The organism is Dyadobacter endophyticus (genome assembly GCF_014641595.1).
Classification (GTDB): domain Bacteria; phylum Bacteroidota; class Bacteroidia; order Cytophagales; family Spirosomataceae; genus Dyadobacter; species Dyadobacter endophyticus.
The window spans coordinates 432,843-447,916 of the sequence record NZ_BMIA01000004.1; the positions used below are offsets into that span (position 1 = coordinate 432,843).

A 15,074-nucleotide genomic window follows, 5' to 3' on the forward strand; every position below is an offset into this window, starting at 1 on the left:
CACCAATGAACAAAACGTTTTTTCTCCGGGTCATTTACCGGAATGCCGCCAACCTGCACAAAATAACTTCCAGTGTGGAGTCTGTAAAAGGCGTGAAGATCAGGCATTTGAATTTTATCAGCAAAGGCAAAAGCTTCGTGGGCGTAATCGCGTTCGAGGCCTCCCAGCTGATCGACTTCGAAAAAATCATGACACTGATCCGCCGTAATCGCGACATTTCAGAAGTTGAACGGATCATGGATAGCTCTTTGTGTTGTTGATCGTGATCAGAATGTGATCCCAAACTGAAACCCTACTGTGACGGACGCCGGGTGTCCGTTCCCGAAGCGGAACGGCACCGGAACTGCCACAAAATAGCCGCTGTTCTTATTTTTCTTCACGATTTTATTCAAAACCGGCGTAAAGCCGTACCTCCCGGCCGTCTCGAATGCGGCACGGCCTGCGAAGGTCAGCCCGGGTGCTAATGTCACAAGAATGCCCGGATGGAACAGGAAATTGGCCATCTTGCTGGTCCCTTTCTCGGCCCTGATTAACGGGACAAACTCCGCCGAAAATCCTATTTTCGAGCTTTTCCAGATATTAATGCCAGTAGGCAGGCCCACAACATAGTAGCTGTCGAAATTGGTGGTTGTACCCTCATTGCTGAACGTGACGATGGGGTGCAGAATGCCTACGTAGCCCGCCACACGCGGGTATACGGGCGCGGCAGCAGGCTGCGCTTGCTGTTGTGCACGTGCAGCGCTGAATGGGAGTGAAATGAATGTACAGAGCGTAAAAAGGAGTTTTCCGGTAAAATGACGGAGCATAACCATTAGTTTTAGAATGAAAGCGGAAACCGCAATGCAATTCTATAAACCAATTGCCGGGCAGGATAGAACGATTTTAACGTTTTGTATTTCCTTTACCTTTTCGGAAAGCTTTTCTGTATTCCGAAGGCGTTTGACCTGTATGTGCCTTGAAAACGCGGTTAAAATGGCTTTGATCTGAAAATCCGGTCAGGTAAGCGATTTCGGCCAAAGTATCCTCCGAGAATTCGAGCAATTGAATGGCTTTTTCGATACGCTGCTTGCGAATGTACTCGCCAAACGAAAGATTATCGAAATACCGCGAGAACTCCCGCGACAAATAGGCCGGGTTCACGTCCAGTTCTTCGGACGCGATTTTCAGGTTCAGGTTCAGATTGGTATCAATGTGGTCCTGGATCATGTTTTTGAGGTCTTTCGTCCAGGCGGGCACCTTCGTTTTCTTTTCTTCTTTGTTGCTGATGTAGGTTTTATAGATCTGTAAAAGCAAATGTTCGGTTGGGCTCTGCGTGTGCTTTTCTTTCCTCAAATGCATTGCCCAGCTATATAGCGCGTCGTAAATCAGCATTCCCTTTTCCAGCAATTCCTGATCATTTTGGGTATTGTAAGCCAGTCCGGCCGAAATGGCCCAGAGCCCCGAGGACTGCAATGCGATGGCGTGGTCGTCGGTATCAGCCCCGCGCACGATGGGTGCGAGGATGTGCAGCGCGGGATCTTTCAGCTCGTACTTCCTGATAAAATAGTCGAACGTGCATTGGTCGTCATAATGTGTGAACTCGACGCCCGGAATGTCGAATGGCGTGGCGTCGAGTTTTTCGGCCTGGTTCAGTACCTCGTTTTCAGGTACATAAATGATTTCCGCATGGGCGTCGATAAATCGCCGAATAAGCCACGGGCAAGCGAGGCGGTCGATTTTCGGGCGTTCGCGGGTGATCCATTTCATATTAGTAGGTGGTGGCCACCTGCTTAGGCTTTTTGTATTTGTGCAAATTAATCAAAAGAACACTTCCCAAAATCACGATCAGCCCGGAAATCTGTAATGGCGTGATGGTTTCATGGGCGAAGAAAATGCCTAACATCACGGCTACGACGGGGTTCACGTAGGCATACGTACTCACCTTGGTAGCGGGCTGCACTTTCAACAGCCACACATAGGCGCTGAAAGCGGCAATCGAGCCGAACATGATCAGGTAAATGGTCGAAAGCCAGGCATTCAGCGGGATGGCGGCGAGGTCGACAGACGCAAATTCGCCCGAAAAAAATGCGCCGGGAACAAACGCGATGCCAGCGGCCAGCATTTGCCACGTCGAGTTGACCGTGGCGGAGTTGGAAACTGAGTTGTATTTGGAATACAAGGAGCCGCCCGCCCAGGCCATCGAACCGCCCACGACCAATACCATTGCAAAGAGATCGCGGCCGCTGTTCAGCGACGACATGGTAGCCATTATTTTTTCGTAAAACAGCAGTATTACTCCTGCGAAACCAACCACCAGCCCCAGAATCGTGGATTTGTTGCTTAAATTTTCCGACCATTTGGGCTTATCCAAAAGTACAAACCAAATCGGTGATGACGATATCATAATGGCCACCATGGCGCTCGGCAGAAATTGCTCAACCCAGATGACCACCCCATTGCCGACGAACAGGAGCAACAGGCCCGTAATCAGGGCGGGTTTCATTATTTTCCAGGAAAATACTTTTTCGCCCTGCATAAGGCTCCACGCCAGCATCAGCAAGCCGGCGATAATAAAACGAAATGCTCCGAGGAAAAACGGCGGAAATCCTTCCAAAGCCCTCTGGATAAAGAAATAAGTGGATCCCCAAACGATGTAAACCGTGGCGAATGCCAGTACCACCATTAATGTTGACGGAGCTTTTGCAGATGTTTGCATGATGATTTCATTTAACGGGTATGACTAATTGTTGCTCTTCCTTGACCGTTTCAAGCACGATCGTAGTGCGTGTGGACGTGATATTCTGTATTTTGCTGAACTTGTTGCGCATCAGATCCATGAGCGAGGCGGAATCGGCCGTGCGGACCTTCACCATGTAGCAATCTTCCCCTGCGATATGGTGTACTTCCTGCACTTCCGGTATTTTGGCAAGCTCCTTGGCCGTATTGTTGCTGCCCATTCCCTCCGACGATTTCATGGCAATGAAAGCCAGCAGCGTTTGACCCAGCGCCACCGGATTGATGCGTGTCGTGTATTTGACGATGACCTGTTTTTGTTCCAGCTTCTTGACCCTTTCCAGCACTGCCGAGGGAGCCATTTCCAGCTCACGTGCGAGGTCGGCATTGGTCATGCGTGCATTCTCTTGCATGAGGCGGAGAATGCTCAGGTCGGTCTTGTCAAGGACAATGTCTGTTCCGTTCATGATTCAGTGAGGTTAGAATTATATTCAAGAATATGAGGTATATTTTGAATATTGTTCACAAGTTACAATTCAAACATTATTAAAGTTCGTCTTAATGTTAAAAATTTCGAATTTTATTCGAAATAATCGAAAAATAAATGGTGATCGTGCGGAATACGATTATTGTTGATCTTTGCATTATCTCAAATCCTGAACAAATACACCGATGAAAAGACTTGTAATGAGCCTGTTAAGTGTACTGTTTTGTACCGTCGGGACTATCGCGCAAATCGATCCGAAAGCAACGCCGGAGACTGCCGCGCTCTACCGCAACCTGAAAAACCTTTCCGAGCAATACATTCTGTTCGGTCATCAGCATGCGACGGAGTACGGGCATGGCTGGTCGGGCGATCACGAGCGGTCGGATGTGAAAACGGTGACCGGCTCGCACCCCGCGGTCATAGGCATTGATTTCATGGGATTATCGGGACAGCCGGAGGCGGAAATTGCGAAAACGGCAGCCTTGCTGCGGAAAAATGTGGTGGATACTTACAACCGGGGAGGCATTACCACCGTGGCCTGGCATTTCTCCAATCCGGCTTCGGAAGGTGGTTTTTACTGGAAAGACGGGGTTTCAAAGCCTGCGATGGCACTCATCAAACCAGGCGGTTCGCATCACGAACAATATAAACTGATACTCAAAACGATAGCCGATTTTGCGCATTCGGTGAAAGGGAAGGACGGTACGCTGGCGCCGATGATCTTTCGGCCATTCCACGAGTTCGATGGCGACTGGTTCTGGTGGGGGAAAGGGCATACTTCGCGTGAGGATTTTATCGCGGTGTGGCGCTTCACCGTTTCCTATCTCCGCGATCAGCTCGGCGTGCATAACTTTATTTACGCCTTCTCACCAGACAATAAATTCAGTTCGGAATATGAATTCCTCGAACGCTACCCCGGCAACGAATGGGTGGATATGGTAGGGATGGACAATTACGGCGACTTCGGCCGCGATGGCAAATACAACCTCGAAGCCGGTTTGAAAAAGCTGGAAATTGTTTCAGAATACGCACAAAAGGCCGGAAAGCTGGCGGCATTCACCGAAACCGGCCTCGAAAGCATTCCTAATCCGACGTGGTGGACAGAGACTTTGCTCAAAACGTTAAAAGCCCGGAAATTGCAACTGGCCTACGTGCTTGTATGGCGCAATGATACTAAAAGTCCGACGCATTACTACGCCCCCTTCCGCGGGCAAGTCAGCGAAGCCGATTTCGTGAAATTTTACCATGATCCTTATACTTTGTTTGAGAAGGATTTAAAGGAGGTGTATAAATAAATGCGTTGTTCGATAAATAAGCGGGTGCCGGCTGAGAGCTGATCTGTTATCTTGCGGTCACAGTGTAGCTTTGGAATTTAGATTTATATAAAATTGCTGAAAAAGATTTATGACTTTCATCCACAAATTTACCCGCCGCAAAAACCTTTTACCATTGACCGGTGCGCTTATGATGTTCGTTGCGTCCTGCGCTCCGAAGTACAACCCCACGCCAGCGCCGGACAGGTTACTTCCGGAAATACAGACTGGTGCTGCCACTTTTAGCGCGTCAGGCGGGGTGGTAGAAAATTTCTACCTCAATTTCAAAAGCCTGGGAAATGTGCCGATCGAGGAGTATGGCATTGTGTATGCATTTTTGCCCGATACTACCGCAGTGAACCTTGTTATCGGCAGTTCATATCCTACGGCAAAGTTCAAGAATGCCCCAAGGATAGGAGCCAATACAGAAACTTTCAACATCAGTCTTCCCACCGGTATGCATGCATTATCCTATCGCGCCTACGCGAAAGTGGTCGGCGGCGAGGTGCGCTACGCACCTAACCGGATTAATAAAACTTACTAATCTTGGGTAACCCCACTCCGGGAGCCGTTGGATCATTCCGCGATTGCCGCTTGGTGGATTCTTTGAAATGGGTTTGTTCGCCTTCTTATAATTGCCGAAAACAAAGGCAATTATGAAAACAACAAGCAACACATTCAAAAAGAACCTGCTCACCACCCTTGGGGCTGTCCTGCTGCTTGTCGGCATAACCTCATGCGAAGCCGACAAGGCTGACCCGAAACCGCTCGCGTTCGAAACAGGGCCGGTGGTGTTTTTGCCATTGGGTGGTGTGATAGAAAGTTTTGGAATAGTTATCGATGACTTGGGTAGCAAACCCATTGAAGAGTATGGCATTGTCTACGTCATTGACAGTATCGAAATCACCAAAGATCCGCTTATTACGGATAAAAAGGTCGTGTTTACTGAACCCGCAAAAGTTGGCGGAGTAAGGCAAGAAGTAAAGATTGGCTATCCTGTTGGTACAACTTGCATTTCCTGCCGAGCCTATGCAAAATTCAAAGACGGTACCGTCCAGTACGCGGAAAAAGGCCAAAAGATGATTTTCTAAGCCCTTTCAATCCTGCACCACGCGTCCCTGAAACTTCCTGCTGACCAAATGGTAATTGAACAACTCCACCAGATCAATCAGCACCGTGTTCGGATCATTGGCGTTCAGGTAAGTACGTACCTTCCGGACAAAATCGTAGAGCGGCTCGTAGTATTTGTGCCCGGTTTCCTCCTGAAAATCCTGGATCGTGAATGCATTGCCCTTTTTCAGGATCATATATACCGCAATAAAAAAGTAGGAGATCGGAAGTTTGCTGCCTTCGAGTACGGTGCCGCTTTGCAAAGTAGTGCGGAATCGGCATTGCTTGCATTGGAACTGCTGCTTCGGGGCGAGCCAGTAATGATGTGTGCCGCCGCATTTTTTGCAAATGATCCCACGCCTTAACCTGAAATCCTTGAATGCCTCCGTTGCGATGGTTTCGTTTTTGTAAATATCGATCAGATTGCCCGCTTGCATATTGAAATGATAGATTGAGATGTCCAAAGCTAAGAAAAAAGATAATATAATATATAGTCTATCGAATTTATATAGAATATTTTTAGTGGTACGCTACCAAATCGATCAATCCACGAATTCTATTAAAACGATAGGGAAATATGCCAAATTTTAATCGGCATAGGTGCTTTATCGACGAATTTTATTTCTGGTATTTGATAAATGAAAACACTATATTGGTACAATCTACGGGTACCGGCCGGTTTGAGAAATGGGCTTGCAAAGGGCTGGTGGCAGGTTCTGTGGTTCTTTAAATGCCTGATTTATAGTTCACGTATGTTTGTGATCGTTAATCCGGCCGCTGCCCGGCAATGCCTGGCAGTGCAATGCAGCTCGTTTCTCATTAATAATCAAATACAGAATGGCCAAGTTAAACCAAAATCAAACTGCCCTGGGTGACGTGGCGGCACGGCAGTTGGCGATCGCAACCCGTACGGTCCCTCAGTTCGAGGCGATTACTCCGCGCTGGCTCACACATTTGCTGAACTGGATCCCGGTAGAATCCGGCGTGTATCGTCTGAACAAGGTAAAAGAAGGAAGCACCGCAGAAGTAGATTGTTCCCGCCGCGATGAACGCGAACTGCCGCATACCTTTATAGACTACGTCGAAAACCCACGCGAGTACAACCTGACGGCCGTCAATACTGTGCTCGATGTGCACACCCGCGTATCGGATTTGTACAGCAAGCCTTACAACCAGATCAGCGAGCAGCTGCGCCTGACCATCGAGAGTATTAAGGAACGCCAGGAAAGCGAGCTGATCAATAACGGCGAATATGGCCTGCTTTCAAGCATTGCCGATAAACAGAAGATTTCAACCCGCCTCGGTCCGCCGACGCCGGACGACCTCGACGAGCTTCTGACCAAAGTATGGAAAGAGCCGGGGTTCTTCCTGTTGCACCCGAAAGCCATCGCCGCATTCGGGCGCGAATGTACGCGCAAAGGCGTTCCACCTCCGACGATCTCGCTCTTCGGTTCTCAATTCATTACATGGCGGGGCATTCCACTGATTCCCTCCGATAAAGTGCCCATTGAAGACGGCAAAACCAAAATTCTCTTGCTCCGGACAGGCGAAAGCCGCCAGGGGGTTGTAGGGTTGTACCAGCCGGGCCTGCCGGGTGAGCAGTCTCCGGGGCTTTCTGTCCGCTTTATGGGCATCAACGACAAGGCGATCGCCTCGTACCTGGTGTCGCTTTACTGCTCATTGGCCGTGTTGGTGGATGACGCGATTGCGGTGTTGGAGAATGTAGAAATCGGTAACTACCATGAGTACAAATATTGACGGATTGCCGGATGGCATTCCAAACGGTTTCCCAGACGGTTCTTCGGGCCGTTTGCCTGATGCCGGCGCTTTGGAGCGGCTCGCCAACGAGCTTTTCAAGGCATTGCCGGGCGAAATGCCGTCTCCCGTATTCTCCCCGAACCTCGAAGACCACCCGAGGGCACAAAAGATGCTTGGTATCATCCACCAGGAGCTCGCTCCCGGATTTGACCGCGGGTTCTTCCCCGGGACAGAACCCGGGTATTCGCGCTCGCATCAGGATTTCGATCTGAACGAGCCGCAAACGAGTTTGCCCGACCCGCATTTTACCGACGGCCACGTGCCGCCGTCGGCTGCCGGAGTAGGCATATCGCCAGGAAATACACAAGCCCCAGGGCAAACCAATCCAACGTTGCCCTATCAGTTCGATACACAACACGACCTGTCGGATGTATTCACCAGGCTACCCAATTTCGGAAGCCCTGCGCAACCGCCTTTTTCCGGGGCTTCGCCGTCGCTGCCGTCATTTTATTTTCTCAATGAAAATTTAACTGAAAAGCCGCATATCCCGGGCGTTTCGAATTTTATACCGCACAGCTTTTCACCTTTTTCGCTCGATAATATCCACGTAGGTAAGGATCGCGACCAGCTTGGCCAGGTTCTGCAAAGCCCGGCTGGCAGGATACCATTCGATGTAAACCGTGTCCGCAACGATTTTCCCGTATTGAAGGAACGCGTGAATGGCAAGCCGCTTATCTGGTTCGATAATGCGGCCACAACCCAGAAGCCGAGGCAGGTGATCGACCGGATCAGCTATTTCTACGAACACGAAAATTCCAACATCCATCGCGCCGCGCACGAACTTGCTGCCCGCGCTACGGATGCCTACGAAGGCGCACGTGAGAAGGTGCGGGGGTTTTTGAACGCAGGATCGGTAAACGAAATCATTTTTGTGCGCGGGACAACGGAAGCGATCAACCTCGTTGCCAAGACCTGGGGCGACCAGAATCTGAACGCAGGCGATGAAATCATCGTAAGCCACCTCGAACACCATGCTAATATCGTCCCCTGGAAGCAATTAGCAGACAAAAAAGGACTGGTACTGCGGGTGATCCCCGTAGACGACGATGGCCAGATCCTGCTCGATGCCTATGCAGGATTATTGAACCCGAAAACCAAACTCGTTTCCTTTACGCAGGTTTCGAATGCATTGGGTACCGTAACGCCCGCGAAGCAAATCATTGAAATGGCGCATGCCGCCGGGGCCAAGGTGCTGCTCGACGGCGCACAATCCGTTTCGCATTTGCGCACCGATGTTACGGCGCTCAATTGCGACTGGTTTGTATTCTCCGGCCACAAGGTGTTTGGCCCGACGGGTATTGGTGCATTATATGGTAAAGAGGATATTCTGAATGCAACGCAGCCCTGGCAGGGCGGAGGCAATATGATCGTCGATGTGACATTCGAGCATATTCAATACCATAATGCGCCCTCTCGGTTCGAAGCGGGTACCGGAAATATTGCAGATGCGGTCGGTTTGGGTGCGGCATTGGATTATGTGAACCAGCTGGGTATCGAAAACATTCATATGTACGAGCATTTCCTGCTGGAATACGCAACCGGCCTCATGAAGAATGTTCCGGGACTGAGGCTGATTGGTACTGCCAAGGAAAAAGCGTCTGTATTATCATTTGTTCTAGATGGTTATAAAACCGAAGAAGTAGGTGCCGCGCTCAATAAAGAAGGAATCGCCGTACGCTCGGGCCACCACTGCGCACAACCCATCCTGAGAAGGTTCGGTCTCGAAACGACCGTGCGGCCTTCCCTCGCATTTTATAATACCTGTGAGGAGGTGGACGTGCTGGTAGCTACGCTGCACCGGCTCGCGGTAAGCGGCAGGGGCCGCAGAGCATAGTTTTCGCAATAACGCATGTCATCACTCATAGATCTTCTTAAAAAAACACATCACGCCGAGTGGGAGGCGACTCCCTCCTGGCATGATGCCACAGCCTGGCTCGACGACCTGATCCACTTTCTTTTTCCCAGCAATAATTTGCCCAAAAAGACCTCTTATGAGGGTATTTTGAAGAAAACGCAGATTGATCTTGAAAATATCCTGCTGAGTTACCTGGATCCCAAAAAGATAGCGATCGAGCAAAAAGTGGCCTCCTTTTACGACGAGCTGGAAACGATTTACAAAAACCTGCGGCTCGATGCCAGCAAAATCCATGAATACGATCCGGCAGCCACCAGTGTCAATGAAGTGATTGTTTCGTACCCCGGGTTTTACGCGATTGCCGTTTACCGCATTGCCAACTACCTGAGCGTGCTGCAAATTCCGGTGCTGCCGCGCATTCTCACGGAATATGCACACGGAAAAACGGGCGTCGATATTCATCCCGAAGCGACCATCGGCGTGCCATTCATGATCGACCACGGGACCGGCATTGTGATAGGCGCTACGTCGGTGATCGGAAGGAATGTGAGCATTTACCAGGGCGTGACTCTCGGTGCATTGCAGGTAGCCAAAGAGCTTTACAATACAAAACGCCACCCGACGGTAGGCGATAACGTCATTATTTACGCACGGACAACCGTCCTGGGAGGCGACACCGTCATTGGCGAAAACAGCGTCATAGGCGGCAGTGTTTTCCTCACCAAAAGCGTAGCGCCCAATTCCCAGGTGTTTAATACGCATCAGCTGCGGATTACGACCCGGGAGGACGGGTGACGTCAGCGGTCATATTGCTTTTTTGCATAAATTGCTCCATGCCCATCGACCGCAATACCATCAAACTCCTGAGAATCCCATTCTCGTTTTTCCTTGCGCCGCTGTTCCTGTTTGCGTACAGCCAGGCCGAGACGGTGGTGCACAGGCAGGCTTTATGGAGCTTTCTGATCATCCATTTCCTCGTTTACCCTGCCAGCAATGGCTACAATAGCTATGTCGACCGCGACGAGGATAGCATAGGCGGGCTGGAAAAACCACCGCTTCCCACCAGGAGCCTCTTTTACCTTACAATTTTTTTGGATGTCGCCGCAACCGTTCTGGCGCTGGTTTTCGTAAATACGTTGTTCGCGTTTTGCCTCGTACTTTATATCGGAGCGTCGCGCGCGTATAGTTCACGGCAGATCAGGCTGAAAAAGTATCCGGTCATGGGTTTTCTGACCGTTGTGATTTTTCAGGGGGCGTTTACCTATTATATGTCGATAGCAGGAATTTCGGGCGGCGCGTTACGGCTCGATACGGCGAATATCTTCGTTTTACTAGGCTGCTCTTTCCAGATCGCGGGGGCATATCCGCTCACGCAGGTGTACCAGCACGAGCAGGACCTGCGCGACGGCGTCGTTACTTTGAGCTACAAATTGGGCTATATTGGCACATTTGCCTTCACGGCGGCCATGTTTGTGCTCTGCAATGTGTTTTATTATTTGTACTTTACGACCAGGGAGCTGGGAATGATTTTTTACATCATCCAGGTGTTCTTTATCCCCATCGTGGCCTGGTTCGGAATATGGTTTTCGCTCGTTTGGAAAGATCACCGGCAGGCCAATTTCCGGAACACGATGCGGATGAACTGGGTAGCGGCGATTTGCATGAATAGTTGTTTCATCGTTTTAATTATTATCAACAGAATTCCATTGAGTTATCTATCCTCTATTGAAACAGCCGTTCCCGAATATGGTTATGCACAGGAAACGCTCACCGATTTCTACCTGCGGTCGACGGACGACCTGAATACCCGCCGCAAGATCCGGATCGTCGCCAGCAAAACAGGCATCGAAAAACGCTACTCTGTAATCTCCGATTTTGATAAAAACCCCGAGGAATTTGAGTTTTTCAACCGGAATGCCGCATTAATGCCCGAACCAACGCTTTCTGAGCGGATGCGGCTTTATCAAAAGCACGCAACGGCCCTTTCGAGGAAGGCGATCGAGCAAATTCCCGGTTTTGAAACTAGTAAGAATCACATTACGCATTTGATCACCGTCACCTGCACGGGGCTGTTCGCACCCGGGCTGGATGTGGAGCTTATGCGTGAGTTGAAGCTAAATCCGGCCATCGAGCGAAGCAGTGTCAATTTTATGGGTTGCAATGCGGCGATTTTAGCATTGAAAAATGCCGACGCGATCTGTAAGAGCCATGCGAACGCAAAGGTACTGGTCGTTTGTACGGAACTCTGCTCGATCCATTTCCAGAAGCGGTACAATGACGATTACCTGCTTTCCAATATGCTTTTCGGCGATGGCGCGGCTGCTTTGCTGGTATCCTCCCGGCCCGACGACCGCTATTTACATGCCGTGAAGATCGACGGTTTCAATTCAATGGTGTTGCATAATGGTTATTCCGATATGGCCTGGCAGCTTTCGGAAACGGGTTTTATCATGAACTTATCGTCGTATGTGCCCGATCTGATCCGGGAGAACATCGGGCCGATGCTGAAAGCGGTGGGCCTGAAACCGGAAGATTACAAGCATTGGGCGGTACATCCCGGCGGAAAGCGGATTGTGGACGACTTCGCGGCGGCATTGGAACTGGACAAATGTCTGCTGGGCCCTACTTATGATGTGCTCAAAAATTATGGAAATATGTCGTCGCCTACTGTGCTGTTTGTCCTGAAAGAGGTGCTCGAAAAAGCCAAGCCCGAACACCTTGACAACCGCATTTTTACGGCCGCATTCGGTCCGGGGCTAAGCATCGAAACCATGCAGTTGCGTTATGTTCAGGCATAGGAGCCTGCAAAAGGAGCTGCTCGACAAGGACGACATTCCTTCGGCGGATCTTTTTCAAAACCTTCGCGAACTCGATTTTATCAACCACTGGCTGGGCGGCTACGCTATTTCGTTCGCAGCTTTAAAGCGCGTGCTGCAAAAAGGCAGGCGATATGTACTTGTCGATATTGGCTGTGGGGGCGGGGATACCCTCAAACGTATTGCGGCCTGGAACAAAAAGGCAGGCTTCGACCTCGACCTGTACGGCGTCGACCTGAAACCCGATTGCATTGCCTATGCCGAAGAAAATCTTGAAAGAAGCGGCGTAAGCCTCATTTGCGACGATTACCGGAATACCTACCGGCATTTACCCCAAGTCGATATTATCCATGCCTGCCTCTTTTGCCACCACCTTACCCATGACGATCTCAAAGAACTGGTGCAATTTGCTTTGAGCAACAGGGCGGTTCTGGTTATCAACGACCTGGAACGAAATGCAGTGGCGCACTATTCGATCAAAATTTTGACAGGTCTTTTTTCAAAATCATATCTTGTAAAAAACGACGCGCCGCTTTCAGTTTTAAGAGGTTTTAAGAAGAAAGAATGGATCGATATATTGAAACAGTCGGGCGCCACTCGGTTTTCCGTGCGTAACAAATGGGCGTTCAGGCATGAGGTAATTGTTTATGGAAACGCGGACTGAACATTTTGAATGCGCGATCGTCGGCGGCGGGCTGGCGGGGCTTTGCCTGGCCATTCAGTTGGCGGACAAGGATATTTCGGTGGTCGTGTTTGAAAAAGGAAAATACCCTTTTCATAAGGTCTGCGGGGAGTACATTTCGATGGAAAGCTGGCCGTTTCTGGAAAGTCTGGGGCTGTCGCCGGGTAAACTCGCATTGCCTAAAATCGATAGCCTGGGCATTAGTTCCGATCGCGGTTTTATGTTAAATCATCATCTCGGAATGGGGGGCTTTGGGATCAGCCGGTACAGTCTCGATCATCAACTTTTTGAAATAGCCTCGCGCAAGGGCGTGCGCGTCGTGCAGGAATGCCGCGTTACGGATGTGCAGAGGAATGCCGGGGACGCTTTCCAAATCCGTACATCCCGGGGCGATTTTACTTCAAAAATAGTTTGTGGAAGTTACGGCAAATACGCGCCGCAATTTATCCATCTTGACGAAAGCAATGCGCCAGATGCAGATAGCCAGAATTATATTGGTGTTAAATACCATATCAAAACCGATTTTCCGGCCAACCGAATTGAACTGCACAATTTTAACGACGGCTACTGCGGTATTTCCAAGGTGGATCGTGACTGGTATTGTCTCTGTTATCTCACCACCGCCCGGAATCTGATTGAAAATGGTAAGGACGTAAAGCAAATGGAGGAAGCAGTTTTATTCCAAAACCCATTTTTGAAACACTACTTTAAAAATTCCGACTTTGTAAATGCGCAGCCACTGGTGATCAGTAATGTGCAGTTCAGCAAAAAACAAACCGATTCAAATGGTATTTTCCTCCTTGGCGATGCGGCTGGCTCCATTACGCCGCTTTGTGGGAATGGCATGAGCATGGGAATGAGGGCTTCCAAGCTGCTTGCCGGGCAGCTGATTTTGCTATTTAATGCAAAACAAACGCATGAATCGGCTTTGCAGAACTATCAGCGCGTGTGGAATGCCGAATTCGGAACGCGGATCAAAGCCGGTTATCATCTGCAAAAGCTTTTTGGTAAAAGCCGCACGACCGATTTTGCATTAAAATTCCTTGATCAATCCCCCTGGCTTACTTCAAAGCTGGTTTCACTTACGCACGGGGAGATTTTCTGAGGCCGACTGCCGGACCTCCGATTTTTGGAGGAAAACCTCGAAGAGAAATGCATTCAGGAGCAATAGCAGCATTCCGTAGAAAACATCTTCAATGGGAATAGTGAGGAAGCGGACGCCAAGATTTTCCGCATTATTATACCATACAACCGGCTTTTCCGGGCCCGTGCCGGTAAGGATACCATTGACAATCACGAACGGAATAAGCAGGAACTGGTGCGAATAATAGAATAACCCGAGCCATTTCGGTTTGGCTTGCCATTTTAAATAGATCAGAAAAATGGCCAGCCAGCTCATTGCAGACGAGGTATAGTAGCGGCCGGCGCCTGCAAGGCCGAGAATCAGGCAAAGACCAATAAAAATCCAGGTAACAATTTGCTCCGCTTTTAAATGCAAATGCCCCTTCCACAGCCTGAAACAGTAGTAGGTAAACATGCAGGCATACGGAATGCAAATGAAAAACAACAGCTCCTCAATCGGCAAACCGAACAGCCCGACGTCGGTGATATATTCTGGCGTAAAGCCCCAGACGCCGATCCTGGTAAAATAGCTGTCCCAAACGATAAACGGGACCGACGAAATCAATATGGCCGGCCACAATGCCTTCCAATGTTTGTACAGCCGGATTTTGGGGTGGAAAGAGGCGAGGAGCGGCACGGAAATGGCGCCCAGGTCGACCAATAGGTAAAGCAGTTTCATTTGGCGGTCGCTTTTTGGGCTTCGCGGAAATATCTAAGCGGTACCCACAGCATCCCGAAGCATTCGCCGCCGTGCTTACCGAGGTGTTTATGGTGCATTTTATGCGCCCGGCGGATGGCTTTCAGGTAAATCGACTCGCTGTTCCTGAAAATCTTGAACCGCTGGTGGATAAACACATCGTGGACGAGAAAATAGGTGAATCCGTAAATGGTAATGCCCAGCCCGATCCAGAAGAGGTAATTGAAACCCGCGTCCAGCCCGAGCCAGAGGCAAGTAATGCCGGGCGTGGCGAAGATCACGAAGAAGTAATCATTCTTCTCAAAAAAGTCACTGTCGTCGCGCTGGTGGTGGTCGTGATGCAACGACCATAATAGTCCGTGCATCAGGTATTTATGCGCCAGCCAGGCCACGCATTCCATGGCCACGAATGCAGCCAGGGTAATCAGAACGTCGGGTATCCAATGTAGCATCCTGCTGTTG

The 15,074-nt window shown here is 49.8% G+C and carries 17 protein-coding genes; 10 read left to right on the forward strand and 7 right to left on the reverse strand.

Annotated features, from left to right (window positions below; genetic code table 11):
- Nucleotides 1–5 precede the first annotated feature (5 nt).
- On the forward strand, nucleotides 6–260 hold the full coding sequence (locus IEY24_RS26290) for a hypothetical protein (RefSeq protein ID WP_188938060.1): 255 nt from the start codon (nucleotides 6–8) through the stop codon (nucleotides 258–260).
- A 6-nt stretch (nucleotides 261–266) separates the two neighbouring features.
- On the opposite strand, the gene IEY24_RS26295 is transcribed toward IEY24_RS26290, so the two are convergent.
- The 4 genes from IEY24_RS26295 to IEY24_RS26310 all read right to left on the reverse strand — a co-directional run bounded on the left by IEY24_RS26295 (nucleotide 267) and on the right by IEY24_RS26310 (nucleotide 3,179).
- Nucleotides 267–806: a hypothetical protein gene (locus tag IEY24_RS26295; RefSeq protein WP_188938063.1), complete on the reverse strand. Its 540-nt coding sequence runs from the start codon at nucleotides 804–806 to the stop codon at nucleotides 267–269.
- Between the two features lie 76 nt (nucleotides 807–882).
- On the reverse strand, nucleotides 883–1,746 hold the full coding sequence (locus tag IEY24_RS26300) for a chromate resistance protein ChrB domain-containing protein (protein ID WP_188938065.1): 864 nt from the start codon (nucleotides 1,744–1,746) through the stop codon (nucleotides 883–885).
- A 1-nt stretch (nucleotide 1,747) separates the two neighbouring features.
- Nucleotides 1,748–2,695 (reverse strand): EamA family transporter, encoded by a 948-nt coding sequence (locus IEY24_RS26305; RefSeq protein WP_188938068.1) that lies wholly within the window; start codon nucleotides 2,693–2,695, stop codon nucleotides 1,748–1,750.
- Between the two features lie 7 nt (nucleotides 2,696–2,702).
- Nucleotides 2,703–3,179: an Lrp/AsnC family transcriptional regulator gene (locus IEY24_RS26310; RefSeq protein WP_188938071.1), complete on the reverse strand. Its 477-nt coding sequence runs from the start codon at nucleotides 3,177–3,179 to the stop codon at nucleotides 2,703–2,705.
- Nucleotides 3,180–3,384: 205 nt separating this feature from the next.
- Here IEY24_RS26310 and IEY24_RS26315 point away from each other — a divergent pair, with 205 nt between their 5' ends.
- The 3 genes from IEY24_RS26315 to IEY24_RS26325 all read left to right on the forward strand — a co-directional run bounded on the left by IEY24_RS26315 (nucleotide 3,385) and on the right by IEY24_RS26325 (nucleotide 5,603).
- Complete coding sequence (locus IEY24_RS26315; protein WP_229223187.1) at nucleotides 3,385–4,494, forward strand: glycoside hydrolase family 26 protein; 1,110 nt, start codon at nucleotides 3,385–3,387, stop codon at nucleotides 4,492–4,494.
- A gap of 109 nt (nucleotides 4,495–4,603) precedes the next feature.
- A complete protein-coding gene (locus IEY24_RS26320; RefSeq protein WP_188938072.1) occupies nucleotides 4,604–5,056 on the forward strand; it encodes a hypothetical protein in 453 nt (150 codons plus the stop codon).
- Between the two features lie 112 nt (nucleotides 5,057–5,168).
- Entirely contained in the window at nucleotides 5,169–5,603 is a 435-nt protein-coding gene (locus IEY24_RS26325) for a hypothetical protein (RefSeq protein WP_188938074.1), read from the forward strand.
- A 6-nt stretch (nucleotides 5,604–5,609) separates the two neighbouring features.
- On the opposite strand, the gene IEY24_RS26330 is transcribed toward IEY24_RS26325, so the two are convergent.
- Nucleotides 5,610–6,059, reverse strand: a complete 450-nt coding sequence (locus IEY24_RS26330; RefSeq protein WP_188938076.1) for a transposase — start codon at nucleotides 6,057–6,059, stop codon at nucleotides 5,610–5,612.
- Between the two features lie 400 nt (nucleotides 6,060–6,459).
- Between IEY24_RS26330 and IEY24_RS26335 the strand changes: the two genes are divergently transcribed.
- The 6 genes from IEY24_RS26335 to IEY24_RS26360 are packed head-to-tail and all read left to right on the forward strand — an operon-like array spanning nucleotide 6,460 to nucleotide 13,898.
- Nucleotides 6,460–7,380, forward strand: a complete 921-nt coding sequence (locus IEY24_RS26335; protein ID WP_188938078.1) for a family 2A encapsulin nanocompartment shell protein — start codon at nucleotides 6,460–6,462, stop codon at nucleotides 7,378–7,380.
- Nucleotides 7,364–9,274 carry a family 2A encapsulin nanocompartment cargo protein cysteine desulfurase gene (locus IEY24_RS26340; protein ID WP_188938080.1) on the forward strand — a complete coding sequence of 637 codons (1,911 nt, stop codon included), beginning with the start codon at nucleotides 7,364–7,366 and terminating at the stop codon, nucleotides 9,272–9,274. The genes IEY24_RS26335 and IEY24_RS26340 overlap by 17 nt, the downstream gene beginning before the upstream one ends.
- A 15-nt stretch (nucleotides 9,275–9,289) precedes the next feature.
- Complete coding sequence (locus tag IEY24_RS26345) at nucleotides 9,290–10,090, forward strand: serine O-acetyltransferase (protein WP_188938083.1); 801 nt, start codon at nucleotides 9,290–9,292, stop codon at nucleotides 10,088–10,090.
- Nucleotides 10,091–10,128: 38 nt separating this feature from the next.
- Nucleotides 10,129–12,093, forward strand: a complete 1,965-nt coding sequence (locus IEY24_RS26350; protein WP_188938085.1) for a UbiA family prenyltransferase — start codon at nucleotides 10,129–10,131, stop codon at nucleotides 12,091–12,093.
- Nucleotides 12,080–12,775 carry a methyltransferase domain-containing protein gene (locus IEY24_RS26355; protein ID WP_188938087.1) on the forward strand — a complete coding sequence of 232 codons (696 nt, stop codon included), beginning with the start codon at nucleotides 12,080–12,082 and terminating at the stop codon, nucleotides 12,773–12,775. The genes IEY24_RS26350 and IEY24_RS26355 overlap by 14 nt, the downstream gene beginning before the upstream one ends.
- Nucleotides 12,759–13,898: an NAD(P)/FAD-dependent oxidoreductase gene (locus IEY24_RS26360; protein ID WP_188938090.1), complete on the forward strand. Its 1,140-nt coding sequence runs from the start codon at nucleotides 12,759–12,761 to the stop codon at nucleotides 13,896–13,898. The genes IEY24_RS26355 and IEY24_RS26360 overlap by 17 nt, the downstream gene beginning before the upstream one ends.
- On the opposite strand, the gene IEY24_RS26365 is transcribed toward IEY24_RS26360, so the two are convergent.
- The gene (locus IEY24_RS26365) at nucleotides 13,872–14,594 is read right to left on the reverse strand and encodes a lycopene cyclase domain-containing protein (protein ID WP_188938092.1); all 723 of its coding nucleotides are present in this window, start codon (nucleotides 14,592–14,594) and stop codon (nucleotides 13,872–13,874) included. The genes IEY24_RS26360 and IEY24_RS26365 overlap by 27 nt on opposite strands.
- Nucleotides 14,591–15,064, reverse strand: a complete 474-nt coding sequence (locus IEY24_RS26370; RefSeq protein WP_188938099.1) for a sterol desaturase family protein — start codon at nucleotides 15,062–15,064, stop codon at nucleotides 14,591–14,593. The genes IEY24_RS26365 and IEY24_RS26370 overlap by 4 nt, the downstream gene beginning before the upstream one ends.
- Between the last annotated feature and the right edge of the window lie 10 nt (nucleotides 15,065–15,074).

Bases quoted from the DNA above. Each gene is read 5' to 3' on its own strand.
- IEY24_RS26290 (WP_188938060.1), top strand. From the start codon at position 6: ATGAACAAAACGTTTTTTCTCCGGGTCATTTACCGGAATGCCGCCAAC.
- IEY24_RS26295 (WP_188938063.1), bottom strand. From the start codon at position 806: ATGCTCCGTCATTTTACCGGAAAACTCCTTTTTACGCTCTGTACATTC.
- IEY24_RS26300 (WP_188938065.1), bottom strand. From the start codon at position 1,746: ATGAAATGGATCACCCGCGAACGCCCGAAAATCGACCGCCTCGCTTGC.
- IEY24_RS26305 (WP_188938068.1), bottom strand. From the start codon at position 2,695: ATGCAAACATCTGCAAAAGCTCCGTCAACATTAATGGTGGTACTGGCA.
- IEY24_RS26310 (WP_188938071.1), bottom strand. From the start codon at position 3,179: ATGAACGGAACAGACATTGTCCTTGACAAGACCGACCTGAGCATTCTC.
- IEY24_RS26315 (WP_229223187.1), top strand. From the start codon at position 3,385: ATGAAAAGACTTGTAATGAGCCTGTTAAGTGTACTGTTTTGTACCGTC.
- IEY24_RS26320 (WP_188938072.1), top strand. From the start codon at position 4,604: ATGACTTTCATCCACAAATTTACCCGCCGCAAAAACCTTTTACCATTG.
- IEY24_RS26325 (WP_188938074.1), top strand. From the start codon at position 5,169: ATGAAAACAACAAGCAACACATTCAAAAAGAACCTGCTCACCACCCTT.
- IEY24_RS26330 (WP_188938076.1), bottom strand. From the start codon at position 6,059: ATGCAAGCGGGCAATCTGATCGATATTTACAAAAACGAAACCATCGCA.
- IEY24_RS26335 (WP_188938078.1), top strand. From the start codon at position 6,460: ATGGCCAAGTTAAACCAAAATCAAACTGCCCTGGGTGACGTGGCGGCA.
- IEY24_RS26340 (WP_188938080.1), top strand. From the start codon at position 7,364: ATGAGTACAAATATTGACGGATTGCCGGATGGCATTCCAAACGGTTTC.
- IEY24_RS26345 (WP_188938083.1), top strand. From the start codon at position 9,290: ATGTCATCACTCATAGATCTTCTTAAAAAAACACATCACGCCGAGTGG.
- IEY24_RS26350 (WP_188938085.1), top strand. From the start codon at position 10,129: ATGCCCATCGACCGCAATACCATCAAACTCCTGAGAATCCCATTCTCG.
- IEY24_RS26355 (WP_188938087.1), top strand. From the start codon at position 12,080: ATGTTCAGGCATAGGAGCCTGCAAAAGGAGCTGCTCGACAAGGACGAC.
- IEY24_RS26360 (WP_188938090.1), top strand. From the start codon at position 12,759: ATGGAAACGCGGACTGAACATTTTGAATGCGCGATCGTCGGCGGCGGG.
- IEY24_RS26365 (WP_188938092.1), bottom strand. From the start codon at position 14,594: ATGAAACTGCTTTACCTATTGGTCGACCTGGGCGCCATTTCCGTGCCG.
- IEY24_RS26370 (WP_188938099.1), bottom strand. From the start codon at position 15,064: ATGCTACATTGGATACCCGACGTTCTGATTACCCTGGCTGCATTCGTG.